Source organism: Arthrobacter sp. AD-310, from assembly GCF_054656615.1.
Map to the genome: position 1 here is coordinate 25,655 of NZ_BAAHNO010000030.1, position 26,216 is coordinate 51,870.

Here is a 26,216-nt window from a genome sequence, read left to right on the forward strand (position 1 = left end):
GTGCGGGGACGCTGTAGCGCCACGGCGTCCCCGCACCGTTCCAGCGTCCTGGGCGCATTGGGCGCACCACTGGCCTGGAGTGACCGGATTCACACCCGGCAACAAGTACAGGCCCGACGGTGGATACACGAAAGAAGCCCCGGAAAATCAATGATCTTCCGGGGCTTCCCTTTGTGCGCGGAGGGGGACTTGAACCCCCACCCCCTTTCGAGGACTAGCACCTCAAGCTAGCGCGTCTGCCATTCCGCCACCCGCGCAGGTGGTATTTCGGAGCCGTCCACACCTTTCAGTGTTTCGCGCCTCTCCGAAGCAGCGAGAAAAACTCTAACACGACTTTTCGCGAACAACGAATCGGGCCCTGTGGGTAGGCTGGGGGCAGCGTTTTCGCGTGTTCCAGCCAGTCATTAGCTACCAAGGAGTTCCCAATGCCTGACGTCCTGCCCGAGGATGAAGTTGTCCGGATCTGCCAGGAACTTATCCGCATCGACACCTCCAACTACGGTGACGGTTCAGGGCCGGGGGAGCGGGCTGCTGCGGAGTATGCCGCCGGGCTGATCGAGGAAGTGGGCCTGGACGCCGAGATCTTCGAGTCCGCCCCGGGGCGGGCCAACGTGGTGACCCGCATGGCGGGCGAGGATCCGTCCGCAAGCGCCCTGGTGGTTCACGGCCACCTGGACGTCGTCCCCGCCCTCAAGGACCAGTGGTCCGTGGACCCGTTCGGCGCGGAACTGAAGGACGGGCTCATCTGGGGGCGCGGTGCCGTGGACATGAAGGACATGGACGCGATGATCCTGTCCGTCCTGCGAAGCTTCGCCCGGTCCGGCAAAAAGCCCAAGCGTGACATCATCTTCGCCTTCTTCGCCGATGAGGAAGCGGGCGGGGCGCTGGGAGCCCGCTACGCCGTCGACCACCGCCCGGAGCTCTTTGAAGGCGCCACCGAGGCCATCTCCGAAGTGGGTGGCTTCTCCGCCACGATCGGCGGGCAGCGGACCTACCTCCTGCAGACCGCCGAGAAGGGCATCTCCTGGCTGCGCCTGGTGGCGCACGGCAGAGCGGGCCACGGGTCGCAGATCAGCACGGACAACGCCGTCACCCGCCTCGCCGCAGCAGTGACACGGATCGGCGAGTACAAATGGCCCATCGAACTGACGCCCACCACCCGCCAGTTCCTGGACGGCGTGACGGAACTCACGGGCGTGGAGTTCGACGCCGGCAATCCGGACCGCCTGCTGGACCAGCTGGGCACAGTGTCCCGTTTCGTCGGGGCAACGCTGCAGAACACCACCAACCCCACGCTGCTCAAGGGCGGTTACAAACACAACGTGATTCCCGAGTCCGCCGAGGCGCTCATCGACTGCCGCACCCTCCCCGGCCAGCAGGAGCACGTCCTTGAGATCGTCCGCGAACTCGCAGGAACCGGCGTCGACGTCAGCTACGTCCACAAGGACGTCTCACTGGAGGTGCCGTTCGCCGGCAACCTTGTCGACTCCATGATCGACGCCCTCCGCTCCGAAGACCCGGACGCCAAGGTACTGCCCTACACGCTCTCCGGCGGGACGGACAACAAGTCGCTCAGCCGCCTCGGCATCACCGGCTACGGGTTCGCGCCCCTGATGCTGCCGGACGAGCTGGACTTCACCGGCATGTTCCACGGCGTTGACGAACGCGTCCCCGCGGACTCCCTCAAATTCGGCGCGCGCGTTCTCAACACGCTGCTCACCAACTACTGAGGCAGGCCGTCCATGACACCCCAGGACGTCCTCCCGGATCCGCTCCTCGAACGGATCCGGAGCCGCGCGGCCGGCTATGACAGGGACAACACCTTCTTCCACGAGGACCTGCGGGAGCTGGCAGAAGCGGGTTACCTGAAACTGTTCGTCCCCACGTCCGACGGCGGCATGGGCTTTGGCCTCGAAGCGGCAGCGCAGTGCCAGCGGCGTCTGGCGACGGCCGCGCCGGCCACGGCCCTTGCCGTGAACATGCATCTGGTGTGGACTGGCGTCGCGCATGTCCTGCAGGCCCGGGGCGACGATTCGCTCGGCTTCGTCCTTCAGGAGGCTGCCCGGGGGGAAGTATTCGCGTTCGGCAATTCGGAAGCAGGCAACGACTCCGTGCTGTTCGATTCCCGGACAGTCGCGGTCCCGCAGGCCGACGGCAGCTACACGTTCGCGGGAACCAAAATCTTCACCAGCCTCACGCCGGCATGGACCCGCCTGGGGATTTTCGGGAAGGACCCGGACGCCAGGGACGGGAGTGGCGAACTTGTGCACGGCTTCATCACCCGCGACACAACCGGCTACCGGATCCTGGACGATTGGGACACACTGGGGATGCGTGCCAGCCAATCCGCCACCACCGTCCTCGACGGCGTACGGGTGCCGGCCGACCGGATCTTCCGCAAGCTGCCGGTCGGTCCAAACCCGGACCCGCTGATTTTTGCGATCTTTGCCTGCTTCGAGACCCTGCTCGCCGCCGTCTACACAGGCTTGGGGGAGCGCGCCCTGGCCGTCGCCGTCGAGACAGTAAAGCGCCGCACGTCATTCAAGAACGGCGGGCGCAGCTACGCACAGGATCCGGACATCCGGTGGAAGGTTGCCGAGGCCGCCATGGCCATGGACAACCTGTACCCGCAGCTGCACGTGGTGGCTGCCGACGTCGATGCGCTGGCGGAGCATGGCGCCCAGTGGTTCCCCAAACTCGTCGGACTCAAAGTCAACGCAACGGAAACCGCACGCCGGGTGGTGGACCTGGCCATCCGGGTCAGCGGAGGATCAAGCTATTTCCGGGGCTCCGAACTTGAGCGCCTCTACCGGGATGTCCTGGCCGGGATGTTCCACCCCTCTGACGACGAGTCCGCCCACAACACCGTGGCGAACGCGTGGCTGGGCCCGTTGGAGGACTAAACGGTCCTTTGGACCTGGAGCACGCGGCGGCGGAGCCAGAACCGCCGGCCCCCGCCGACGTACAGTTTGCTGCGTTCCAGTTCCCACTTGCCGTACTCGGAGTGTTCCACCAGCCGGCGGCGTGCTTCATGCAAGGAATCGTCGGGGCTCACCGTCAGCACAAGGTACTCGTACTGCCTCAAATAGTCCCGTTCGCGCTGGACCGAGCTGGTGAGAAATTGTTCCTTCATTGCTCTCCATTTTCGTCCTTTTCCGGCTAACGTGAAGTCATGAGCATCGATCCGCGTGTCGCGCTTTCGTCCCTGACCACCGCTTTGGAAGAACACCTTATAGCAGCATCCAATCGCCGCGGAGACGGTGACCCCAGTGTGGAAGCAGCTTTTTTCGCAGTGGCAGACGCGTTCGAGGTTTACGAGGACGCCCTCTACGAGTCCTACAACGAGGTAACCCCGCTGCAGGTCTTTGACGACGAGGATGAAGAGGACGAAGAAGCCGACGCGGACGACGAAGACCTCGAGATCGTCGAGGAGTAGGGGTCCCGGCGCAGCGGCCGCCTACCTGGCGGCGGACACGTCTTCCAGGGCGAGGGCAATCTCGGGTGGCAGCGGAGCGAGCTGGGATTCCAGAATCTCCTTGAGCTGCACCGGCGTCCGGGCACCCACGATCGCCGTGGCTACGCCCTGCTGCGACAGCAGCCAGCTCAGTGCCACGTCCTGCGGCGTCCGGCCCAGCCCTTTGGCCGCCATGCACACCGCTTCCACCGTCCGGGACGGCTTCTCCGCCAAATAAGGCTCAACGTAGGCTGCCCCCGCCGCTGTGGCACCGCGGGATCCGGAGGGGATGCTGCCGCGGTACTTCCCTGTGAGCACTCCACGACCCAGGGGAGCCCAGGCCATCAGCCCCAGCCCGGCATCCTCCACCGCCGGGATCAGTTCGGCTTCAGGTTTGCGCTGGAGGAACGAATACTCCGCCTGTACAGCCACCAGCGGGAAGCCCGCCACCGCTGCCGCCTTCGCCGCCTGCCAGCCGTTGTAGTTGGACACGCCCGCATACCGGGCACGGCCCGTCCGGACAGCGAACTCCAAGGCAGACAACGTCTCCTCCAGCGGTACGTTGCCGTCCCACGCCTGCACGAACCAGATGTCCACGTAGTCGGTACCCAGCCTCGCGAGGCTTGCCTCAAGGCCGCTAAGCATCGCGTTGCGCGAGGTGTCGACGGCGCGCCGGCCGTCCGACGTCGTCATTCCGGCCTTGGTGGAAATGGTCACCTCGGTGCGGGAGACGACGTCGCCCAGCAGCGAACCGAGCATCGCCTCGGCGCGGCCGTCCGCGTAGGAGGCCGCAGTGTCCACGTGCCGGCCGCCGGCGTTCAGGAAGGTGCGCAGCAGTTCGGAGGCGTCCTGTTCGTCCGTTTCGCCGGCCCAGTCCATGGTGCCAAGCGAGAGGGCCGAAACACGCAATCCACTGTTGCCGACGTAACGCTGCTGCATAGCAGCAAGCTTACGGGCAGAACCACCTCTACCCATGCCGTAGGGTCTTAGCGTGAACTGGTTTGAGGCGGCCCTGCTGGGCCTTGTGCAGGGACTGACCGAATTTCTACCGATTTCTTCAAGTGCGCACCTGCGGATCCTTGGGCAATTCCTGCCCAATGCCGAGGACCCGGGCGCCGCTTTCACCGCCATCACCCAACTGGGCACGGAGACCGCCGTCCTGGTGTACTTCTGGCGCGACATCGTCCGCATTGTCAAGGCGTGGGCCGGGTCCCTGCGCGGCAAGGTGTCCCGGCAGGATCCGGATGCCCGGATGGGCTGGCTGGTGATCCTGGGCAGCCTCCCCATCATCGTCCTGGGCCTTCTTTTCCAGGACCAGATTGAATCGGTCCTCCGCAGCATGTGGATCGTGGCCACCATGCTGATCGTTTTTGGCCTCCTCCTTGCTGTCGCTGACGCGGTCGGCAAGCAGGAACGGGACTTGAGCTGCCTGACCTACAAGCACGGCATCCTCTACGGCTTTGCCCAGGCCATGGCCCTGATCCCCGGAGTGTCCCGCTCGGGCGGCACCATCACCGCCGGCCTGCTGATGGGATACACCCGTGAGGCGGCCGCGCGCTACTCCTTCCTCCTGGCCATTCCCGCCGTGTTCGGCAGCGGCTTCTACCAGCTTTACAAAGTGGTCTCCAAGGAAGGCATCACCGGACCGTACGGCCTCCCCGAGACGGCGCTGGCCACAGCTATTGCGTTCGTGGTGGGGTACATCATCATCGGCTGGTTCCTGAAGTTCGTCTCCACCCGCAGCTACCGCCTGTTCGTCTGGTACCGCATCTTCCTCGGCCTCGCCCTGTACCTGCTTCTCGGTTTCGGTGTCATCAGCGCCTAGCACTAGGCTTGGTGTGTGAAATCCTGGTCTTCCCGCCCCGTACCTGCCCTGCCCGGAAGCATGCCTGCCATCCGGTTGTTCGACACCGCAGCAGGCCGCGAGGTGGAACTCGAGTCCGAATCCCGGCCCTCGATGTACGTCTGCGGCATCACGCCGTACGACGCCACCCACATGGGCCACGCGGCAAGCTATGTGGCCTTCGACCTGCTCAACAGGGCATGGCGTGACGCCGGCAAGGACGTGTCCTACGTGCAGAACGTCACGGACGTGGACGACCCCCTGCTCGAGCGCGCCACCGCCACCGGTGTTGACTGGCAGGAACTCGCAGCCAGCCAGATTGAACTGTTCCAGACGGACATGGTGGCTTTGAACGTGCTGTCCCCGGACCACTACATCGGCGCCGTGGAATCCATCAACCTGATCGTTCCCGAAGTGGAGCGCCTGGTCAGCATGGGGCTGGCCTACAGAGTTGAGGGCGGCAACGGGGAACCGGACGGGGATGTCTATTACGACGTCGAAGCGGCCGGCAAGCAGTCCGTGGCGCCGGATGCCTGGTACCTGGGAAGTATTTCCGGGCTCAGCGAAAGCGAGATGCTGGAGTTGTTTGCGGAACGCGGCGGTGATCCCGGCCGGTCGGGCAAGCGCCAGGCCCTCGACCCCCTGCTGTGGCGCGTAGCGCGCGACGGCGAGCCCAGCTGGCCGGGCGGCAGCCTTGGTGACGGCCGTCCGGGCTGGCACATCGAATGCACAGTCATCGCCCAGAAGTACCTGCCTTCGCCTTTCACCGTGCAGGGCGGCGGCTCCGACCTGATCTTCCCGCACCACGAAATGGGCGCCGGCCACGCATATTCCCTGGCCGGGGTGCCGCTGGCAAAGCACTTCGCACACGCCGGCATGGTGGGTCTCGACGGCGAAAAGATGAGCAAGTCCAAGGGCAACCTTGTTCTGGTGTCGAAGCTGCGCGCAGCGGGGGAGGACCCCGCCGCCATCCGGCTCGCCATCCTCGCCCACCACTACCGCTCCGACTGGTCGTGGACGGAGGAAGGCTTCACGGCAGCCAAGGCGGACCTTGCCGCCTGGCGCAGCGCGCTCGACCATGCTCCAGAAGGCTCCGCCGCCGCGCTCCTCGAGGAGATGCGTGCGGCACTGTCCGCCGACCTGGATGCCCCCGCAGCGGTGGCTGCGGTTTCGCGCTGGGCGCGTCAGGCGAACGACGGCGGTGCTGCCGCCAGCGCCGCCGACCGGGACCTCGTGAAGGACGCCGTGGACGCCCTGCTGGGCATCCGCCTCTGACCGTCCGGCGAACGCCGACACAGGAATGGGGTCTGGCCGGGAATTGTCCCGGCAGGCCCCATTCGTGTGCGACGTTTAGGCCTAGGGACGGTCCTGGCCGCGCCGTTTGAGGTAGCGCTCAAACTCCCGGGCAATGGATTCACCGGTGGCTTCGGGAAGGTCCGCCGTGTCCTTTGCTTCTTCGAGCTGGCGGACATAGGCGGCGATTTCGGGATCCTCGGTTGCCAGTTCGTCCACGCCCCGTTCCCAGGCGTCCGCCTCCTCGGCCAGCTCATGGGTGTCAAGCGGCACCTGGAGCAATTCCTCGATACGGTGCAGCAGCGCAAGCTGGGCCTTCGGCGAGGGCGCCTGCGCCACGTAATGCGGAACCGCGGCCCACAGCGACACCGCCGGAATGCCTGCCAATTGCGCAACTTCGGCCAGGACACCAACGATCCCCACCGGACCCTCGTACTGCGAGGCTTCCAGGTTCATTCGCTCCCGCAGCGGGGCGTCATCCGACGATGTACTGACCGGGATGGGCCGGCTGTGCGGGACGTCCGCAAGCAACGCACCCACAAGCACCACGTAGTCCACGTTGAGCGCCTCGGCGTGCACCAGCAGTTCCGCGGTGTACGCCCGCCACTTGTAGGACGGCTCCGTGCCCTGCACAAAGATAACGTCCACGTTGGAATTCGGGGCGCTGGCCTTGTAGATCCGGGTGGATGGCCACTTGATCTTGCGTTCACCGGCCGCATTCCTGCGGATGGTGGGCCGGGTGAACTGGAAGTCGTAGTACTCATCGGCGTCGATGGACGCCACCTTCTTGCCGCCCCACAATTTGTTCAGGTACCGGAGCGAATCACTGGCCGCTTCCCCGGCGTCGTTCCAGCCTTCAAAGGCGGCAAGCATCACGGTTACGCGCTGGCCTTCGGGAACGGGCAGCAGGAACCGCTCCCGCTCTGGCCGGGCACCCGGTGCGTCGGTGTCTCCCTCGAAGCTATTCATTTCTTCACCCTACGTCCAAGCTCCCTGCCGTGCATGAAATGAAGCGCAGGAAGATCGGTGCAACCGGGCGGCGGACGGACAATTCGCCCACGGCGTAAGCGCACAGGGTCTGTCCAGCCGGCCCCCGTAGACTTGGACCATGCGATCGCCGTCCTCCACTTCCCCGCTCAAAGCCGTCCTGTGGGATATGGACGGCACAATCGTGGATACGGAGCCCTACTGGATCGCCGCCGAACGGTCTTTGGTCGAAGCCCATGGCGGAACGTGGACGCACCAGCAGGCCCTGCAACTTGTTGGCCAGTCGCTGACGTTTTCGGCCGGGCTCCTCCAGCAGGCCGGGGTCCGCATGGAGATCCGGGAAATCATCGACACCCTCACCGCCACAGTCATCAGCAGTGTGCAGCAGCAGGTTCCCTGGCGTCCCGGCGCGCGGGAACTGCTGGAAGAACTCCACCTGTCCGGGGTCCGGTGCGCCCTGGTCACCATGTCCGAGGGACCCCTGGCGCAGCAGGTAGTGGACAGCCTGCCCCGCCCATACTTCGAATTCCTGGTTACCGGGGACACTGTTTCCCGTGGGAAACCCCACCCGGAGGCCTATCTCACCGCCGTGGAACGGCTGCAGGACGGCGACCCCGAACTCGGCATCGAACACTGCGTGGCGCTCGAGGACTCAGCTCCCGGGGTGGCCGCCGCCGTAGCCTCCGGCGTCGCAACCGTGGCAGTTCCCCACATCGTCCCGCTGCCGGAGGATGACCGCTACACCCTGTGGGATTCCCTGTCCGGCCGGTCGCTGCCCGACCTCGAAGCGCTGCTGGCAGGACGTTCCGTATACGCCGGCGAATCCGCCGGGGAGCCTGCTGCCGCGGCCGGGCCTGCCCGTGACTGACGTCCAGACGCCCGTCCGCCGCGAAGGTATCCCGCTGGGCCGCATCGCCGGCGTTCCCGTGGTGCTGGCGTACTCGTGGTTCATCATCGCCGCATTCACGGTGATCGTTTACGGGCCCGTCCTGGCCGGCAACAACCCCGCGCTCGGGGCCAGCGCGTACGTCATCGCCTTTGCCTATGCGGTGCTGCTGCTGGTCTCCGTGCTGGTCCACGAGCTGGCGCACGCCCTCACGGCCCGCATCTATGGATGGCCCACACAGAAGATCGTCCTCAATCTTTGGGGCGGCCACACGCAGTTCGAAAGTTTTACCGCGTCCCCGGGAAGGTCGGTGCTGGTTGCACTGGCCGGTCCCGCAGCGAACTTCCTCCTTGCCGGCGGCGCCTGGCTGGCACTCTACGCGCTCCCGATGGGCAGTGTGGCAGAGATTCTCACCAATATCTTTATGTGGGCCAACTTCCTGATCGCCGTCTTCAACGTGCTTCCCGGGCTGCCGCTCGACGGCGGCAGGCTGGTGGAGTCCGCGGTCTGGAAAGCCACCGGCAGCCAGGCCAAGGGGACGGTGGCCGCCGGATGGGGCGGCAGGATCATCGTCGTCGCCATCGTGGCGTGGTTCGTCCTCCGGCCCGTCCTCGCAGGGGAAGCCCCCGACTTCACCCTACTGATGATCACCGTGCTCGTCAGCAGCTTCCTGTGGATGGGTGCCTCCGCCTCCATCCAGCAGGGGACACTGCGCGGCCGGCTGCCTTTGATCAGCGCCTCCGCCCTGGCGACGCCCGCCGTCGGGCTGCCGGCAACGGCTTCGGTCCGTGATGCGCTGCGCCTGGGCGCAGGAGGACCAGCCGACGTCGTGGTGCAGGGCCCGGACGGCCGGCCACAGGCCGTGGTGGATCCCGCAGCGCTGGCCGAAGTGCCCCCCGCCGCCGCGGACTCCACCTCCGTCACAGCCATCGCGTTTGCGCTGTCTCCAGGCGCCTACGTCCCCGAATGGGCAAAAGGCCAGGAGCTCATCACCTTCCTGTCGCAGGTGGAAGGACGCCACTTCGCGGTGGTCGACCACAACGGCCGCGTCACCGGGCTCCTGACCCAGGAAGCGGTGCTTGCTGCCATCACGGGAAAGCGGCAGCGCCCCGATGGGCGCCCCCAGGGCCAAAACCGGTAGAGTTACCTGCCGGTGTGCATTGCCGCCGCCCAAGCGCGTCATCAACTGACATCCATGCGTGGCGCACCACAGGTTTACAGGAGCGAGGAACATCATGAGCAGCGAAACTGCCGTCAACGAAGCCACGGCAGCCCAGGCCGGTGCCGCCGCGGGCAGCTCGCAGCCGGTAGGCGCGGCCCGTCGCCGCGGCCCCTTCCGGGAAGGGGAACGCGTCCAGCTCACTGACGAACGCGGGCGCATGAACACCATCACCCTCGAAAAGGGCGGGGCGTTCCACACCCACCGCGGTTTCCTGAACCACGACGACATTATCGGCAAGGTCGACGGCTCCGTGGTGGTCAACAACGTGGGCCAGCAATACCAGACCCTGAGGCCCCTGCTGTCCGACTTCGTGCTGTCCATGCCGCGCGGCGCCGCCGTCGTCTATCCCAAGGACGCCGGCCAGATCGTGACCATGGCGGACATTTTCCCCGGCGCGCGCGTCGTCGAAGCCGGTGTTGGCTCCGGTGCCCTCTCCATCTCGCTTCTCCGCGCGGTCGGCGACCAGGGCTACCTGCACTCCTTCGAGCGGCGCCAGGAGTTCGCGGACATCGCCCGCGGCAACGTGGAGACCATCTTTGGCGGCCCGCACCCGGCGTGGCAGGTGTCGCTGGGCGACTTCCAGGAAGAAGTGGTCCGCAGCGAGGCGCCCGGTTCCGTGGACCGCGTGGTGCTGGACATGCTGGCACCCTGGGAATGCCTGGACGCCGTCGCGACAGTCCTGGCACCGGGCGGTGTCTGGATCAATTACGTTGCCACGGTCACGCAGCTTTCCCGCACGGCCGAAGCCATCCGGGCGGACGGCCGGTTCACCGAACCGGACGCCTGGGAGTCCATGGTCCGCGGCTGGCACCTGGAGGGGCTTGCTGTCCGTCCCGACCACCGGATGGTGGCCCACACCGGGTTCCTGCTGGTCACCCGCCGGCTCGCAGACGGCGTCACCGGCATCTCCGTCAAGCGCCGGCCATCGAAGACGGAATTCAACGAAGAGGACGTCAACGCGTGGACGCCCGGGGCAGTGGGGGAGCGGCCGGTGTCCGACAAGAAGCTCCGCCGCGCCGCCCGTGACGCAATCGCCGGCACAAATGTCAAGGACAGCCCGGAGATCACGAACTAGTCCACATTTCGGGAGTCTCCGTCCCTACCTGCCCTCTTGGGACTAATGTCTTAATAGAAGCGCAGGAAGGGGCTGATACTCATGGAGAACCCAAACCAGGACTCCGGACGTACACCGGCAGAGCAGTCTGCCGCCAATGACCTCTCGGTTGCCGACCGCCAGGTCAACATCCTCCGGGACAAACTCAGGCACATCGACCGCCAGTTGGCTGCGGCCACGCAGAACAACACCAAGCTGGTCACCATGCTTGAGACCGCGAAAGCCGAAATCCTCCGGCTGAAGAACGCGTTGGACCAGGAAGGGCAGCCGCCGTACAGCTTCGGCACCATCCTCCAGCTGAACCCCAAACGGCTCCCGGCTCCCGGCAGCAGCGGCCAGGCGGCCACGGAAGAATCGGCAGACATCTTCAACGCCGGCCGGAAAATGCGCGTGGGCATCAGCCCGCTGGTAAACATCAACCAGCTCGCAGTCGGCCAGGAAGTACTCCTCAATGAGGCCCTCCTGATCGTGGCAGGCCTTGGCTATGAGCGGGCGGGTGAACTGGCCACGCTGAAGGAGATGCTGGGCGCGGACCGCGCCCTGGTAGTCGGCCGCGCTGACGAGGAGCGCGTGGTCCGGCTCTCCGGCGCCCTCCTCGAAGAGAAACTCCGGGTGGGCGACGCGCTGTCCATCGATTCCCGGACCGGGTACGCCCTGGAAAAGGTTCCGCGTTCCGAGGTGGAGAACCTGGTCCTGGAAGAAGTTCCGGACATCACCTATGAGGATATCGGCGGCCTGGGCCCCCAGATCGAACAGATCCGCGACGCCGTCGAACTGCCGTTCCTGCACCCTGACCTGTATCGGGAGCACGGCCTCAAGGCACCCAAGGGCATCCTGCTCTACGGCCCGCCGGGCTGCGGCAAGACCCTGATCGCCAAGGCGGTGGCCAATTCGCTGGCCGCCCGCGCCGCCGAGCGTTCCGGCAACGTGGACCTGAAAAGCTACTTCCTTAACATCAAAGGTCCAGAACTGCTGGACAAGTATGTCGGCGAGACCGAGCGGCATATCCGGCTGATCTTCTCGCGGGCCCGCGAAAAGGCGTCGGACGGCAGCCCGGTCGTGGTCTTCTTTGACGAGATGGACTCGCTGTTCCGTACGCGCGGCACCGGCATCTCTTCCGACGTCGAGACCACCATCGTGCCCCAGCTGCTCAGCGAGATCGACGGCGTGGAGCGGCTGGACAACGTCATCGTCATCGGCGCGTCCAACCGTGAAGACATGATTGACCCCGCCATCCTTCGCCCGGGCCGCCTTGACGTGAAAGTCAAGATCCACCGTCCGGATGCCGAAGCCGCGGCCGACATTTTTAACAAGTACATCACCACGGACCTGCCGTTCCACGAGTCCGACCTCGCCGAGCACAACGGTGACGTCCAGGCCACCGTGGATGCGATGGTCCAGCGCACGGTGGAAGCCATGTACTCCACCGACAAATCAAACGAGTTCCTTGAGGTCACCTACGCCAACGGTGATACCGAGATGCTGTACTTCAAGGACTTTAACTCCGGTGCCGTGGTCCAGAACGTTGTGGACCGGGCCAAGAAGTACGCCATCAAGGACCTCCTGACCACCAACCAGAAGGGGCTCCGGATCGAGCACCTGCTGCGCGCCGTGGTGGACGAATTCCGCGAACACGAGGACATGCCCAACACCACCAACCCGGACGACTGGGCACGCATCTCCGGCAAGAAGGGTGAACGCATCACGTACATCCGCACCATTGTCCAGGGCAAGGCCGGGCAGGAGCCGGGCAAGTCGATCGAAACCATGCCCACCACGGGACAGTATCTATGACGGCTGCACCGGAGCCCGCCGCCGGGGGCGCGCTCCCGGTTGGCGGGGCCATGCGGGTCATGGGCGCGGAAACCGAATACGGCATCCACGCCCCGACCGCGCCCTCCGCCAACGCCACGATGATGAGTGCCAGGGTGGTGCAGGCCTACGCCCAGGTCACCCGGCAGCGTGCTGCCGGCGGCGCTGAAACGCGTTGGGACTACACGGATGAGGAGCCGCTGCACGACGCCCGAGGCTGGACCCTGGACCGTGCCGCGGCCCATCCCAGCCAGCTGACCGACCAGCCCCCGGTGCTGGACGCCGAAGCCGTTGCCCTGGCGTATGGCCGGGAGGAACTTGAGCTCGACGGGCAGGACGAGTCGGGGACGCTCCTGATGAACATGGTCCTCGGAAACGGGGCCCGCCTGTACGTTGACCACGCCCACCCGGAATACTCGAGCCCCGAGGTGACCAATCCCCGGGACGCTGTGGTCTGGGACGCCGCAGGCGACCTCGTGGCCCTTGCGGCGGTGCGGCGGCTCGGGGCGGACCCGGACCTTCCCCCGGTGAACCTCTACAAGAACAACACAGACAACAAGTCCGTCTCCTACGGGTCGCACGAAAATTACCTCATGCCGCGCTCCGTCCCGTTCGCGGACATCGTGCGTGGCCTGACCCCGTTTTTCGTCACGCGCCAGATCTTTTGCGGGGCGGGGAGGCTGGGGATCGGGCAGGACAGCTCCACCCCTGGCTACCAGGTCAGCCAGCGCGCTGATTTCTTCGAGGCCGAGGTGGGGCTGGAAACCACGATCCGCCGGCCCATTATCAACACCAGGGACGAACCCCACGCGACCGCGGACAAGTACCGGCGCCTGCACGTCATCATCGGCGATGCCAACCTCAGTCAGGTGTCCAACTACCTGAAGTTCGGGACCACGGCGATGGTGCTGAGCCTGATCGAGGCGGGCCTGGCGCCCAAGGTGGAGGTCTACGAACCCGTCCACGCCCTCCAGGCCGTAAGCCACGACACGTCGCTCACCGCAAAACTGCGGCTGCTGGACGGCCGGCGGGTCACGGCGCTGGACCTGCAGTGGATGTACCATGAGGCCGCGGCGAAGCTCGCCCAGGATACGGGTGTGGGCGACGCCGTGGACGGCGACGGCCACACGCACGATGTCCTGGAACGCTGGGCAACCGTCCTCACCCAGCTCGACAGCAACCGGGCCGCTGCCGCCGGCTCCGTTGAATGGCTTGCCAAGCTCTCGCTGCTGGACGGTTACCGCCAGCGCGACAACCTCGACTGGAACGATGCCCGCCTGGGACTGGTGGACCTGCAATGGGCGGACATCCGGCCGGAAAAAGGCCTGTACTACCGCCTGCTCGCCAGGGACAGGATGCAGCGGATCGTCGACGACGGCGCTATCGCCGCCGCGGTGGGCGAACCGCCGTCGGACACGCGTGCGTTCTTCCGCGGCAAGTGCATCAGCAGCTTCGGCAAGGACGTGGTGGGGGCAAGCTGGGACTCGGTCATCTTCGACGTGCCCGGGTACGGCCGGCTGCAGCGCGTGCCCACCCGCGAGCCCCTGAGGGGAACGAAAGCCCTGACCGGCCCGTTGTTTGAACGCTATCGGGAAGCCGGCCCCTTCCTCGGGGAGCTCCTGGGACACAACACCGCTCCGCCTGCGGCGTAAACCGCCCCGGAAGGCCGCTGCCGTGGCAGGATTGGCATATCGGAGGATCCGCCGGATCCAATGACTGATCAAGGGAGGGATAACAATGGCAGGCCAGGAGCAGCAGCAGCCGCATTCACGCGACAGCCAGGTCGACGAGGACATTCCTGAGGCGCCGCCCGCACCGCCCGAAGCGCAGGCTTCGGCGTCGACAGAAGGCGTGGACGATCTCCTCGATGAAATCGACGGCGTCCTTGAATCAAACGCCGAAGAGTTCGTCCGTGCATTCGTCCAAAAAGGCGGCCAGTAACCCGGGCCGAAGGGTGGCGGAAGCCCCGGACGGCCGGATCTGTGCCGATGTTGAAGTTCTACATCCAAGGAGTGCATGAGTGCAGGAAGCAACCGCCAACCAGGTAGCCGCCAACGCCACCTCGTCCTTTACTGAACACCTGCAGCGGGACCGGCCCGAACTTCTGCCGTTCAACCGGTCCCCCCAGGGCGGCGCGTCAGCCGCCGCCCCGCTACAGGTCCCGCATGCCACCACGATCGTCGCAATGAGCTACGACGGCGGCGTGCTGATGGCAGGGGACCGGCGCGCCACCATGGGCAACGTCATCGCCAGCAGGCACATCGAAAAGGTGTTCCCGGCCGACCGGTTCTCGGTGCTGGGCATCGCGGGTACCGCCGGCATTGCCATTGACCTGACGCGGTTGTTCCAGGTTGAGCTTGAGCACTACGAAAAAATTGAGGGCACGCTCCTCAGCCTTGAAGGCAAGGCCAACCGGCTCGGCGCGATGATCCGCGGAAACCTTCCGCTGGCCCTGCAGGGACTGGCGGTCGTCCCCCTCTTCGCCGGGTTCGACACCAGCGCCGGCGTGGGCAGGCTCTTCTCCTACGATGTGACCGGCGGCAGGTACGAGGAACACGAGCACCACACGGTGGGATCCGGTTCCGTCTTCGCCCGCGGAGCCCTCAAGAAACTTTGGCGCCCCAACTTGAGCGCAGCCGAGGCGCTGGCTGTCGCCGTCGAATCCCTGTACGACGCAGCCGACGACGATTCAGCCACCGGCGGTCCCGACACCGTCCGGCAGTTGTGGCCTGTTGTCTACACGGTGGACAGCTCCGGTGCCCGCCGGGTTCCCGAGCCCGAACTCGCGGCCGCGGCCCGGAACGTCATCGAAGCCCGCACCATCGCCGGACGGGAGGCCTGAGATGACACAGCAGTTCTACGTATCGCCCGAGCAGCTGATGAAGGACCGTGCGGACTTCGCACGGAAAGGCATCGCCCGCGGCCGGTCGGTCGTTGTCATCAGCTGCGCCGACGGCATCGCCCTCGTCGCGGAAAACCCCTCACCGTCGCTCCACAAAATCGGGGAGATCTATGACAAGATCGCCTTCGCCGCCGTCGGCAAATACAACGAGTTCGAAAGCCTGCGCCAGGCAGGAGTCAGGTACGCCGACGTCCGGGGCTACTCGTACGACCGGGAGGATGTCACCGCCCGGGGCCTGGCCAGCGTCTACGCCCAGAGCCTGGGAGCCGTGTTCACGGCGGAACAGAAACCCTTCGAAGTGGAACTGGCGGTGGCAGAGGTGGGTGCCACCCAGGAAGAGGACCACCTCTACCGCCTGACCTTCGACGGCTCCATCGCCGACGAGCACAGCTTTGTGGTTATGGGCGGGCAGGCGGAAAAGGTTTCTTCCGCCATTGAGGGAGGCTGGCGGAGCACGCTCAGCTTCTCCGAGGCCGTCCGGCTGGCACTGACAGGCCTGGCGCCGGCACCCGGATCAGAAGAAGAGGCCAAGGCATTGCCGGCAAGGGCGCTGGAAGTTGCAGTCCTGGACAGGATGTCCGAAAGTGCACGCGGTACGAGGCGTGCCTTTCGCCGGCTGAATGACGCGGACATCACCGCACTGCTGGCCTAGGAGGAGAGATGGACAAGAGAATCTTCGGCATTGAGACCGAGTTCGGAATCTCGTATTCGAGCCCCGACTCGAGGCCCCTTGCACCGGAAGAGGTCGCCCGGTACCTGTTCCGCAAGGTTGTCAGCTGGGGCCGCTCGTCCAATGTTTTCCTCACCAACGGCTCCCGGCTGTACCTGGACGTGGGGTCCCACCCCGAGTACGCCACCGCCGAGTGTGACGACCTCGCCCAGCTCATCGCCCACGACCGCGCCGGCGAGCTCATCCTGGACGACCTCGTTGACGAGGCGCAGGCAAGGCTGGCCGCCGAAGGGTTCAACGGCACGGTGTACCTGTTCAAGAACAACACTGACTCCGCCGGAAACTCCTACGGCAGCCACGAAAACTACCTCATTCCGCGCCGGGGTGAATTCTCCCGACTGGCCGAGATCCTGATTCCCTTCCTGGTCACCCGGCAGCTGATCGCCGGAGCAGGGAAGATCCTCAAGACCCCGCACGGCGCGACGTACGCCTTCTCCCAGCGTGCAGACCACATTTGGGAAGGTGTCTCCTCCGCCACCACCCGGTCCCGCCCCATCATCAATACCCGGGATGAACCGCACGCCGACGCGGAGTTCTACCGCCGGCTTCACGTCATCGTGGGCGATTCCAACATGTCCGAGGCCACCGCCCTGATGAAGGTGGGCACTGTGGATCTTGTGCTGCGCATGATCGAGGCGGGCGTCATCATGCGCGACATGCGGATGGAAAACCCAATCCGCAGCATTAGGGAAATCTCGCACGACCTCAGCGGCAGGGCCCTTGTCCGCCTCGCAAACGGGCGGCAGCTCACCGCCTTGGAGATCCAGCAGGAGTACCTGACCAAAGTCACGGCCTTCGTCAAAGAGAACGGAGCGCACAACCAGCACGTCCCGCTGATCCTGGACCTTTGGGAGCGGACCCTCAAAGCCATCGAAAGCGGCGACTCGCGGGGAATCGACACCGAGATTGACTGGGCGATCAAGAAAAAGCTCATGGACAATTACCGTGAACGCCACGGCCTCGGCCTGGACGCGCCACGGATCGCGCAGCTGGACCTGACCTACCACGACATTTCGCGCAGCCGCGGCCTGTACTACCTCCTGCAGTCGCGCGGCGCCGTCCGGCGGATCGTCGACGACACCGTCATCAAGGACGCCGTCGACGCCCCGCCGCAGACCACCCGTGCAAAACTCCGCGGAGACTTCGTCAGGCGGGCGCAGGAACTCGGCCGGGACTACACGGTGGACTGGGTGCACCTCAAGCTCAACGACCGGGCCCACCAGACCATCCTGTGCAAGGACCCGTTCCGCAGCGTCGACGACCGCGTGGATGCGCTGCTGGACTCTATGGGCTGACTCCCAGCTTCAGGGGCTATTCTGGATGAGGCCCTTTTACGGGCCTGCCGCGATTCCGGCCGCCGTCGTGCGGACCATCGCATCCATCCTGCCCCGACGAAAGTTTCTTCTACGTGCGCCGACTACTAGCAATCCTTCTTCCCGGTCTGCTGCTGCTCACCGCCTGCGGGGGTTCCACCGCCGCGCCGGAACCGACCAGCCAGTCCGCCGGTGAGACTGCAAAGTTCGACTCCCTAAAACTGACCGACAACGGGGACAAGAAGGCTCCCGGCGTTGAGTTCACCAAGCCGCTGGAAGTGGCCGAACCAACCATCAAGGTTGTCAGTGAGGGCAGCGGCGAGACTGTCAAGGCGAACCAGATCGCCAACATCTCGGTCCTGGCGCTGAACGGTACTGACGGGTCCACCCTCGAGGATACGTACCCGAACGAACCGGAACCCCTTGAACTCAACGAAGAATTGAAGACCAGCAGCGAGGTCATCTATAACGCGTTCGTGGGCGCCAAAGTGGGGTCAAGCCTGGCCCTCGCGGTTCCGGGACAGGCCGCCGCCGAAGGCGCCGAAGCCCAGCCCACCCAGCTGCTGGTGATCAAGGTGCTGTCCGCCACGGACGTTACCCCGGCGCTCGAGAAGCCCGAGGGCGAAACCGTAACCCCGCCGGCCGGTCTGCCAACCGTGACCGAGAAGGACGGTGTCCCCGAGATCAACGTCGAAGGCGTGGCCGCTCCCACCGGACTCGTGTCCCAGGACCTCATCAAGGGCACCGGCGCCACCGTCAAGGAATCCGACACGCTGACCGTCAACTACGTTGGCGTGAACCTTGTGGGCGGAACCAAGTTTGACTCCAGCTTCGACCGCGGCGAACCGGCCAGCTTCCCCCTGACAGGCGTCATCAAGGGCTGGACGCAGGGCCTGGCCGGCAAGACTGTCGGCTCCCGCGTCCTGCTGGTGATCCCCAAGGATCTGGCCTACGGTGAAGCCGGCCAGGGCGAAGCCAAGGGCGACCTGGTCTTCGTAGTGGACATCCTCGGCGCCAAGTAGCCAGACTTACATCCAGGCCGCGGCCTCCGCGGTACCCACAGCAGCACCCCCATAAAGGAGCAACCATGTCATTTGGACAGCGTGAATTCGACCGCCAGAAGCCCGAAATCGACTTCCCGGAAGGCGATGTGCCCACCGAGCTGGTCATCAAGGACCTCATCGACGGTGATGGCCGCGAAGCCAAGGCCGGCGACACCGTTTCCACCCACTACGTCGGTGTCGCATGGTCCACGGGTGAAGAGTTCGACGCCTCCTGGGGCCGCGGGGCGCCCCTGGACTTCCGCGTGGGGGTGGGCCAGGTCATCCAGGGCTGGGACCAGGGCCTCCTCGGCATGAAGGTCGGCGGCCGCCGCCGCCTGGAAATTCCCTCCGAGCTTGCCTACGGCTCCCGTGGCGCGGGCGGGGCCATCAAGCCGAATGAGGCCCTGATCTTCGTCGTCGACCTCGTGGGCATCCGCTAGACCCTTCGATAGGGCGCCATCGGCAACCCATGGCGCCACAGCGATGGCGCCACAGCGGCAAGCGCGGCAACATACGGACGTCCGTTCCGGTTGTTGCCGCGCTTTCTGCGTTCGGCGCGGAATTTAGTAACGTAACCAGAGTGTCCGCATCCCGCACTGAACGACTCCTCAATCTGCTGATCGCGCTCCTGAACACCCGGTATGGACTGCGCCGCAGCGAATTGCGGGAGAAGGTCTATCACGACAGTTCCGGCAATGATGTCGCCTTCGGCCGGATGTTCGAACGTGACAAGAACGACCTCCGCAACTTTGGCTTCGAGGTGGAAACCCTGACCGACCTGGGCTGGAGCGAGGACGACCCCGCCACCACCCGCTACCGGATCGGCAAGGAGTCCAACCGCCTGCCCGATGTCCACCTCGATCCGGAAGAGTGGACGGTGCTGCTGTTGGCGTCGCAACTGTGGGAGCGCGCCGCCCTGGGCACGGCAGCCCAGAGCGCCCTTCGGAAGCTGCAGGCGTCCGGACGGATGGCCGAGGTCGAACTCCCGGCCGGCCTCCAGCCCCGGATCAAACCGGCGGGACAGGCCTTCGACGACCTGGTGGCAGCCATGCACTCCCGGCATCCGGTCACGTTCTCGTACCTTGCCGGCAGCACCGGCAAGGAAGAACAACGCACCGTGGAACCCTGGGGCCTGGGCAGCAGGTTCGGCCAGTGGTACCTGGTGGGCTACGACAAGGCGCGCCAGGCACCCCGGCATTTCCGCCTCTCCCGCATCACAAGTGCGGTGGCCACCTTGGACAAGCAGCAGTACACGCCCCCGGCGGACTTCAACATCCGCCAGGAACTGGCCCGCCTCCCCGAACTGCCGCTCCGCACCGCCGTCGTGGATGTCCGGAAGGGCCGCCTGCTCGCCCTGCGGCGGCGCGCTATCCAGGCCGCCGCGGACGCCCAGGATCCACCGGCGGCACTGGATGCCGGAGACGACCGGATCAGGGTGCATTACCGGGACCCGGAAATCCTGGCCGAAGAACTGGCCTCCTACGGTCCTCATGCCCTCGCCGTCGCGCCGGACGGGCTGGTTGCCGCCGTTGCGCGGCGGCTTCGCGCCGCCGCCGAATTCAGCGGCGCCCCGGTACCGGACTACGCCTTCGCCCCCGCCAAGACCCGGCCGGCCCGTCCCAAGACCTCCGAGGAGCAGCTCAAGCGGATGCTCCAGCTGGTTCCCTTCCTCGTCCACAACCAGGGCCTGCACATCCAGGACGTCGCTGACCGTTTCGGAGTGACCAGGGGCGAGCTTGAGGACGACCTGCGCATCCTCATCTGCTCCGGCCTGCCCGAGGGCTATCCCGACGACCTCCTGGACATCCAGTGGGAGAACGACCACGTCTTCATCACCCAGGACCTGGACCTCAACAGGCCCGTCCGGTTCACGGTCGAGGAAGCCTGCGCCCTGCTGACGGGCCTGGAGACCTTGAACGGACTGCCGGGCCTCGCCGAGGGAGGTGCACTGGAATCGGTGACCCTGAAGCTCCTGGCCGCGGCGGGCGAAGAAGGGCTGCGCGCCGCCTCCCTCGCAGGGCCGCACATGGAACCGTCGGACGACGCCGTCCACGCCACGGTCCGGGAAGCCATCCAATCGCGTTCGCAGCTCCACCTGGCGTACCTGTCCCCGCAGCGGGATGCCGTGACCGAACGGGACGTCGACCCGTTGCGGCTCTATTCGCTGGACAACACCTGGTATTTCGAGGCGTACTGCCACCTCGTTGCCGGACTCCGGAACTTCCGCCTGGACCGCGTCCAGGCAGTCCATGCAAACGGCAAGCCCGCAGCCGAGGGGAGCACGCCCGCCGGGGGAGTGCCGGCCAAGCTCTTCACAGCGAACGACGACGACACCACCATCCTCGTCCAGCTCACCCGCCAGGGCCGGGGACTCGCGGATGACTACTATGCCGAGCGGACAGCTGAGCTCCCCGACGGCGGCCTCGTCGCCGAGATCCGGTTCGGTAACACGGCCTGGCTGCCGATGTTCGTGGCCCAGCACGGCGGCGCCGCCCGGATCATCACCCCCGCCGGCCTGGCGGAACAGGCACGGACCTGGCTCGACAAGGCACTGGACCGGTACGGCGGTTAGACTTCTCAGCATGCCTTGGTGGTCCTGGATCCTGTTGTGGGTGGCGCTCGTCTCCCTGTCCCTGCTGTTCTACGTCCTCCTGGGCATCCGCCTCTTCCGCCAGTTCATGGCAACGGTCAAGGACCTCGGAGCGGCGGGCGAAAGGCTGGGACAGCTGGGGCCTTTCCAGGAGCACGCTGATCCACTGGAACCCGGGAATCCGCTGCCCGGCTCCGCGGTTTTTGCCTCACCCGCGCGCATGCGACATGATTACGAGGCATCCACATCAGCGCGGCGGGAAGAACGCCGCCGCCGGAGGGTCCAGCGCAAAGCGGACCGGGGCCAGCCGCAGGCACTCGGGGATCTCGACTTCACATAGAAGTAGGATGTATTTAGAGGAAAGGATTTCCCATGGGAAGACTCTTTGATGGCCCCTGGCCCATCGTCATTATCATCATCGTCGCTTTGCTTCTCTTTGCCGCGCCCAAGCTGCCGGCCATGGCACGCAGCCTCGGGCAGTCCATGCGGATCATCAAGTCCGAGGTCAAGGAAATGAAGAACGACGGCAAGACCGACACCACCGACGCCTCCGGGCCGGTGGAGGGCACCATCGTGAACCACCCCAAGGCGAAGCCCGGCGAGCCGACCGACGGCACTGACGTTCCGCCGTCAAACCGCGCCTGACCCCCAGTGGCACTGTCGCGGGCCCGTAAAGCCAACCCTGAGGGGCGCATGTCCCTGTGGGACCACCTCAAGGAACTCAAGAACCGGCTGATCAAGTCGGCCATTGGCGTTGTCCTGGGCGGCATCGGGGGCTGGATACTTTACGATCCGCTGTTGAAGGCGCTGGCCGACCCGGTCAACCGTATTTCGGACCAGACCGGGGGGTTGGCGGCCATCAATTTCGGGACGATCGCGTCACCTTTCGACTTCAAGCTGCAGATGTCGCTCCTGATCGGTGCCGTGATCTCCAGCCCCATCTGGATCTACCAGCTGTGGGCGTTCATCACCCCCGGCCTCACCTCCAAGGAACGCCGGTACACGCTGGGGTACATGGCGGCCGCCGTGCCGCTTTTCCTTGCCGGTATTTATGCCGGCTGGCTGGTTGTGCCGCAGGTGGTCCATGCACTGACCCAGTTCACCCCGGACGGTTCCTCCAGCGTCATTGACGCGCGGACCTACATCGAGTTCGTCACGCGCATGGTCCTCGTCCTGGGCGTCGCCTTCCTGGTGCCGGTGGTGCTGGTGGGCGTGAATATGGCCGGTGTGATATCCGGCCGGACCATCCTCAAAGCCTGGCGGATCACGGTCTTCCTGGTCTTTGTCCTGGCCGCGATCGCCGCCCCCGGCGCAGACGCCATCTCCATGTTCATGCTGGCCGGCCCGCTGCTGGTCCTGTTCTTCGCCGCGATCGGCATCTGCCTGATGAACGACAAACGCCGTGCCCGCCGCGAAGCCAAGAGGTCCGCCGAGACTGAGGCGACCGCGGACATCGCCACCCCGAGCAGTGAACTGAAGAACCTCTAGGCTCCCAGTAGGCTTGGTCTATGTCCTCAAATACCGGGCCGTTTCCAGCAGGTCCATCCTCCAGCGGACCCTTCTCCACAGGACCCTTTTCGACGGGCCCCAGTGATCCTGAAGAGCTTTCGCCGGCCGAAAGGTACCGGGCCAGCGCCGAGCGCAGGGCTGAGGCCGCCACAGATCTCGGAGCCTTCATCCGTACCCTGGACTTCGAGCTCGACGACTTCCAGAAACAGGCGTGCCGTTCCCTGCAGGACGGCAGGGGAGTGCTGGTGGCCGCCCCCACGGGCGCCGGAAAAACGATAGTCGGCGAGTTCGCCATTTACCTGGCGCTCAACCGCGGCCTTAAGGCCTTCTACACCACTCCCATCAAGGCCCTGAGCAACCAGAAATTCACCGAACTCGGCGACAAGTACGGTACGGACAACGTTGGCCTGCTGACCGGTGACACCAGCATCAACGGTGACGCACCCGTCGTCGTCATGACCACCGAAGTGCTGCGGAACATGCTGTACGCGGATTCGGCCACCCTCGACGACCTCGGCTACGTGGTGATGGATGAGGTGCACTATCTCGCGGACCGTTTCCGCGGCGCTGTGTGGGAGGAAGTGATCATCCACCTGCCGAGCGAGGTGCAAGTTGTCTCGCTTAGCGCCACGGTCTCCAACGCCGAGGAGTTCGGCGCCTGGCTGGACACTGTGCGCGGCGACACCGACATCATCGTGTCCGAGCACAGGCCGGTACCCCTGTGGCAGCACGTTATGGTGGGCAGGCAGATCATGGACCTGTTCGCCGGGGAAACCACCTTTGACGAGATCGCCCCGCCCGTCGACGCCGACGACCCGCGGCAGGCTCCGAAGCCGCACAACTCCGCACAAGGCCGCGGCTTCGACGTCAACCCCGACCTGCTGACCGTGGCGCGCAGCGAGAGCCAGCACAGTTTCCGGAGCAGGCCAGGGCCAGGGGGCCGCGGCCAGCGCGGACGCCGCGGCAATGACCGGCCTGCGCGCGGGGCGGAGCAGACAGGGGTTCGCCGGGCCAGCAGGCCCCAGGTCATCGCAAGCCTTGACCGGATGGACCTGCTGCCTGCCATCACCTTTATCTTTTCCCGGGCGGGCTGCGACGCGGCCGTCGCACAGTGCGTTGCATCGGGGCTCTGGCTGACCACTGAAAAAGAGCAGCGGATCATCGCCCAGCGGGTTGACGAGGCAGGGCACGACATTCCGCCGGACGACCTCGATGTCCTGGGTTTCTGGACATGGCGGGACGGGCTGCTCCGCGGCTTCGCGGCCCACCACGCAGGCATGCTCCCCACCTTCAAGGAGGTCGTGGAGAAGCTGTTCGTCGACGGCCTGGTCAAGGCCGTGTTCGCCACCGAGACCCTGGCCCTTGGCGTCAACATGCCGGCCCGGTCCGTGGTCCTCGAGAAGCTCGACAAGTTCAACGGCGAAGCCCACGTGGACATCACCGCCGGCGAATACACCCAGCTGACCGGCAGGGCAGGACGGCGCGGCATCGACGTCGAAGGCCACGCCGTGGTGTTGTGGCAGCCCGGCACCGACCCCACCGCCGTGGCGGGCCTGGCGTCCCGGCGCACCTACCCTTTGAATTCCAGTTTCCGTCCCACCTACAACATGAGCATCAACCTGCTGGCCCAGTTCGGCCGTGCGCGGGCACGGGAAATCCTTGAGTCCTCGTTCGCCCAGTTCCAGGCCGACCGGTCCGTGGTGGGACTTGCCCGGCAGGTCCGCAGCCGTGAGGAATCCCTGGCCGGATACGCCAAGTCCATGACGTGTCACCTGGGCGACTTCACGGAGTACGCCCGGCTGCGGCGGGAACTGTCCGACGCCGAGAACGCGGCATCCAGGACCAAGTCCCGGGCGCGGAAGTCGCTCAGCGATGACTCCTTGGCCAGGCTATTGCCCGGGGACGTGGTGCAGGTCCCCGGCGGCAGGGCGCCGGGGCCGGCGATCGTCCTCAGCTCGGACCACAGCAGCCGGGAACCCCGTCCCGCAGTCCTGACGCTGGACAACCAGCTCCGCAGGATCAGCACCGACGATCTCGAAGGTCCGATCGCCCCTGTCACCAGGATCAGGATCCCCAAGTCGTTCAACGCCAAGGTACCCAAGTCGCGCAGGGATTTGGCCTCCTCCGCCCGCAACGCACTCCGGGAAAACCGGCCACCTGCCCCCGGGCACAACCGGAACAACGACTTCGGCCGGGCCGCGGCAATGCCCAACCAGGAAAAGCGCATCGCCGACCTGCGCCGTGCCCTGCGCGCACACCCGTGCCACGGATGCAGCGAACGGGAAGACCACGCCCGCTGGTCGGAACGCTGGTGGAAGCTTCGGCGCGAAACGGACGGGCTGGTCCGGCAGATCCAGGGCCGCACCAACACCATCGCCAAAACCTTCGACCGGGTGTGCGACGTCCTGTCCGCCTACGGCTACCTTGAAGACGCCGGGGACGGCCGGCTGCTCATCAGCCCCGACGGCCAGCGGCTGCGCCGGATCTACGGCGAGAAGGACCTGCTGATTTCCCAGTCCCTGCGGCTTGGCGCCTTCGACGACCTGGACGCCGTCGAAGTGGCAGCCCTGGCCAGCGTCCTGGTGTTCCAGGCGAAGCGCGAGGACCGGGGGCTGAGGCCACGGATGCCCAGCATTTCGCTCGAGACATCGGTGGACATCGTCGTCCGGGAGTGGTCAGCGCTCGAGGACGTGGAAGAGGAGAACAAGCTGCCACTGACCGGTGAGCCGGAACTCGGGCTGGTGTGGCCTCTGTACAAGTGGGCGCGTGGCCGCCACCTGCAGGACGTCCTGAGCGGCACCGACCTCGCCGCCGGCGACTTCGTCCGCTGGGTCAAGCAGGTGGTTGACCTGCTGGACCAGCTGGCCAAGATTCCGGGCCTCGAACCACGCCTGGCCCGGCTGTGCGCCGAAGCCATTTCGCTGATCCGCCGCGGCGTTGTCGCTTATTCCTCCGTACTTTAGCCCGGCGCCCCGCCGGTCCGACCACCATCCAGGAGCCCTGCCCCGCATGACCCATCCCGGTCCCGCTTCACCGTCCCGCCCCAAACCTGTCCTGTACCGCAACGGCTCTGTTTATACCGCTGCGGACCCCTTCGCCACGGCCATGCTCGTGGATGGCGACACCGTGGCGTGGGTGGGTTCGGAGCAGGCAGCCTCCTCGATCGCTGATGAGTCGATGGACATCATCGACCTGCGGGGTGCACTTGTCACTCCCGGCTTCGTGGACTCGCACATGCACCTCACCGAGACAGGCATCGCCCTGGACTCGCTGCAGCTGCGAAAGGCCACGTCCGCCCGGGAGCTGCTCGACGCCGTCGCTTCCGCCCGAGGTGACGGCCCCGTCCTGGGCCACGGCTGGGATGAGACCACCTGGGCCGATCCCACCTTGCCCGCAGCGGCGGAACTGGAGCGTGCGGCGGCCGGGCGGCCCGTCTACCTGGCCAGGGTCGATGTGCACTCGGCGCTTGTGTCGCCCTCGCTGGCGCAAGCGGCCGGCCTGGCCGGCCAGGACGGGTT

At 65.9% G+C, this 26,216-nt stretch carries 25 protein-coding genes and 1 tRNA gene; 22 read left to right on the forward strand and 4 right to left on the reverse strand.

The annotated features are described in order from the left end of the window. Positions 1-174: 174 nt before the first annotated feature. A tRNA-Leu gene (locus ACYQ1Z_RS16825) sits at positions 175-257 on the reverse strand. Positions 258-425: 168 nt separating this feature from the next. Between ACYQ1Z_RS16825 and ACYQ1Z_RS16830 the strand changes: the two genes are divergently transcribed. Continuing rightward, positions 426-1,730, forward strand: a complete 1,305-nt coding sequence (locus ACYQ1Z_RS16830; RefSeq protein ID WP_459793690.1) for a M20/M25/M40 family metallo-hydrolase — start codon at positions 426-428, stop codon at positions 1,728-1,730. Between the two features lie 12 nt (positions 1,731-1,742). Next, positions 1,743-2,903: an acyl-CoA dehydrogenase family protein gene (locus ACYQ1Z_RS16835; RefSeq protein ID WP_459793691.1), complete on the forward strand. Its 1,161-nt coding sequence runs from the start codon at positions 1,743-1,745 to the stop codon at positions 2,901-2,903. On the opposite strand, the gene ACYQ1Z_RS16840 is transcribed toward ACYQ1Z_RS16835, so the two are convergent. Continuing rightward, entirely contained in the window at positions 2,900-3,133 is a 234-nt protein-coding gene (locus tag ACYQ1Z_RS16840) for a DUF5703 family protein (protein ID WP_009358575.1), read from the reverse strand. The two genes, ACYQ1Z_RS16835 and ACYQ1Z_RS16840, sit on opposite strands and share 4 nt — an antisense overlap. A gap of 39 nt (positions 3,134-3,172) precedes the next feature. On the opposite strand from ACYQ1Z_RS16840, the gene ACYQ1Z_RS16845 reads away from it, so the two are divergent. Beyond that, entirely contained in the window at positions 3,173-3,436 is a 264-nt protein-coding gene (locus ACYQ1Z_RS16845; protein WP_459793692.1) for a hypothetical protein, read from the forward strand. 21 nt (positions 3,437-3,457) lie between these two features. On the opposite strand, the gene ACYQ1Z_RS16850 is transcribed toward ACYQ1Z_RS16845, so the two are convergent. After that, a complete protein-coding gene (locus ACYQ1Z_RS16850) occupies positions 3,458-4,393 on the reverse strand; it encodes an aldo/keto reductase (protein ID WP_459793693.1) in 936 nt (311 codons plus the stop codon). Between the two features lie 52 nt (positions 4,394-4,445). Between ACYQ1Z_RS16850 and ACYQ1Z_RS16855 the strand changes: the two genes are divergently transcribed. Further along, positions 4,446-5,279 carry an undecaprenyl-diphosphate phosphatase gene (locus ACYQ1Z_RS16855; protein WP_459793694.1) on the forward strand — a complete coding sequence of 278 codons (834 nt, stop codon included), beginning with the start codon at positions 4,446-4,448 and terminating at the stop codon, positions 5,277-5,279. A 15-nt stretch (positions 5,280-5,294) separates the two neighbouring features. Beyond that, positions 5,295-6,572 carry a cysteine--1-D-myo-inosityl 2-amino-2-deoxy-alpha-D-glucopyranoside ligase gene (gene mshC, locus ACYQ1Z_RS16860; RefSeq protein WP_459793695.1) on the forward strand — a complete coding sequence of 426 codons (1,278 nt, stop codon included), beginning with the start codon at positions 5,295-5,297 and terminating at the stop codon, positions 6,570-6,572. An 81-nt stretch (positions 6,573-6,653) separates the two neighbouring features. Here the strand turns inward: mshC and ACYQ1Z_RS16865 are convergent, their stop codons facing one another. Next, complete coding sequence (locus tag ACYQ1Z_RS16865; RefSeq protein WP_459793696.1) at positions 6,654-7,559, reverse strand: PAC2 family protein; 906 nt, start codon at positions 7,557-7,559, stop codon at positions 6,654-6,656. 139 nt (positions 7,560-7,698) lie between these two features. Here ACYQ1Z_RS16865 and ACYQ1Z_RS16870 point away from each other — a divergent pair, with 139 nt between their 5' ends. The 17 genes from ACYQ1Z_RS16870 to ACYQ1Z_RS16950 all read left to right on the forward strand — a co-directional run. Then, positions 7,699-8,445: an HAD family hydrolase gene (locus tag ACYQ1Z_RS16870; protein WP_459793697.1), complete on the forward strand. Its 747-nt coding sequence runs from the start codon at positions 7,699-7,701 to the stop codon at positions 8,443-8,445. Continuing rightward, the gene (locus ACYQ1Z_RS16875; protein WP_459793698.1) at positions 8,438-9,604 is read left to right on the forward strand and encodes a site-2 protease family protein; all 1,167 of its coding nucleotides are present in this window, start codon (positions 8,438-8,440) and stop codon (positions 9,602-9,604) included. Before ACYQ1Z_RS16870 ends, ACYQ1Z_RS16875 begins: the two co-directional genes overlap by 8 nt. A 94-nt stretch (positions 9,605-9,698) precedes the next feature. Continuing rightward, the gene (locus ACYQ1Z_RS16880; protein ID WP_459793699.1) at positions 9,699-10,760 is read left to right on the forward strand and encodes a tRNA (adenine-N1)-methyltransferase; all 1,062 of its coding nucleotides are present in this window, start codon (positions 9,699-9,701) and stop codon (positions 10,758-10,760) included. Between the two features lie 81 nt (positions 10,761-10,841). Beyond that, entirely contained in the window at positions 10,842-12,593 is a 1,752-nt protein-coding gene (arc, locus tag ACYQ1Z_RS16885; RefSeq protein WP_459793700.1) for a proteasome ATPase, read from the forward strand. After that, entirely contained in the window at positions 12,590-14,263 is a 1,674-nt protein-coding gene (dop, locus tag ACYQ1Z_RS16890; protein WP_459793701.1) for a depupylase/deamidase Dop, read from the forward strand. The genes arc and dop overlap by 4 nt, the downstream gene beginning before the upstream one ends. An 85-nt stretch (positions 14,264-14,348) precedes the next feature. Continuing rightward, positions 14,349-14,552, forward strand: coding sequence for a ubiquitin-like protein Pup (locus ACYQ1Z_RS16895; protein WP_459793702.1), 204 nt, complete (start codon positions 14,349-14,351; stop codon positions 14,550-14,552). Positions 14,553-14,631: 79 nt separating this feature from the next. Then, positions 14,632-15,453 (forward strand): proteasome subunit beta, encoded by an 822-nt coding sequence (gene prcB / locus ACYQ1Z_RS16900; RefSeq protein ID WP_459793703.1) that lies wholly within the window; start codon positions 14,632-14,634, stop codon positions 15,451-15,453. A 1-nt stretch (position 15,454) separates the two neighbouring features. Beyond that, positions 15,455-16,165: a proteasome subunit alpha gene (gene prcA / locus ACYQ1Z_RS16905; RefSeq protein WP_459793704.1), complete on the forward strand. Its 711-nt coding sequence runs from the start codon at positions 15,455-15,457 to the stop codon at positions 16,163-16,165. Between the two features lie 8 nt (positions 16,166-16,173). After that, a complete protein-coding gene (gene pafA, locus ACYQ1Z_RS16910; protein WP_459793705.1) occupies positions 16,174-17,538 on the forward strand; it encodes a Pup--protein ligase in 1,365 nt (454 codons plus the stop codon). Positions 17,539-17,651: 113 nt separating this feature from the next. Next, positions 17,652-18,578, forward strand: coding sequence for an FKBP-type peptidyl-prolyl cis-trans isomerase (locus ACYQ1Z_RS16915; protein ID WP_459793706.1), 927 nt, complete (start codon positions 17,652-17,654; stop codon positions 18,576-18,578). 65 nt (positions 18,579-18,643) lie between these two features. Next, the gene (locus ACYQ1Z_RS16920) at positions 18,644-19,039 is read left to right on the forward strand and encodes an FKBP-type peptidyl-prolyl cis-trans isomerase (protein WP_459793707.1); all 396 of its coding nucleotides are present in this window, start codon (positions 18,644-18,646) and stop codon (positions 19,037-19,039) included. 140 nt (positions 19,040-19,179) lie between these two features. Further along, complete coding sequence (locus ACYQ1Z_RS16925) at positions 19,180-21,171, forward strand: helix-turn-helix transcriptional regulator (protein WP_459793708.1); 1,992 nt, start codon at positions 19,180-19,182, stop codon at positions 21,169-21,171. A gap of 10 nt (positions 21,172-21,181) precedes the next feature. Further along, on the forward strand, positions 21,182-21,529 hold the full coding sequence (locus ACYQ1Z_RS16930; RefSeq protein WP_459793709.1) for a hypothetical protein: 348 nt from the start codon (positions 21,182-21,184) through the stop codon (positions 21,527-21,529). A 32-nt stretch (positions 21,530-21,561) separates the two neighbouring features. Then, complete coding sequence (gene tatA, locus ACYQ1Z_RS16935) at positions 21,562-21,834, forward strand: Sec-independent protein translocase subunit TatA (protein ID WP_091420002.1); 273 nt, start codon at positions 21,562-21,564, stop codon at positions 21,832-21,834. 48 nt (positions 21,835-21,882) lie between these two features. After that, entirely contained in the window at positions 21,883-22,677 is a 795-nt protein-coding gene (gene tatC / locus ACYQ1Z_RS16940; protein ID WP_459793710.1) for a twin-arginine translocase subunit TatC, read from the forward strand. Between the two features lie 20 nt (positions 22,678-22,697). Then, the gene (locus tag ACYQ1Z_RS16945; protein WP_459793711.1) at positions 22,698-25,661 is read left to right on the forward strand and encodes a DEAD/DEAH box helicase; all 2,964 of its coding nucleotides are present in this window, start codon (positions 22,698-22,700) and stop codon (positions 25,659-25,661) included. 46 nt (positions 25,662-25,707) lie between these two features. Beyond that, on the forward strand, positions 25,708-26,216 hold a 509-nt coding region (locus tag ACYQ1Z_RS16950; RefSeq protein ID WP_459793712.1), incomplete at its 3' end, for an amidohydrolase family protein.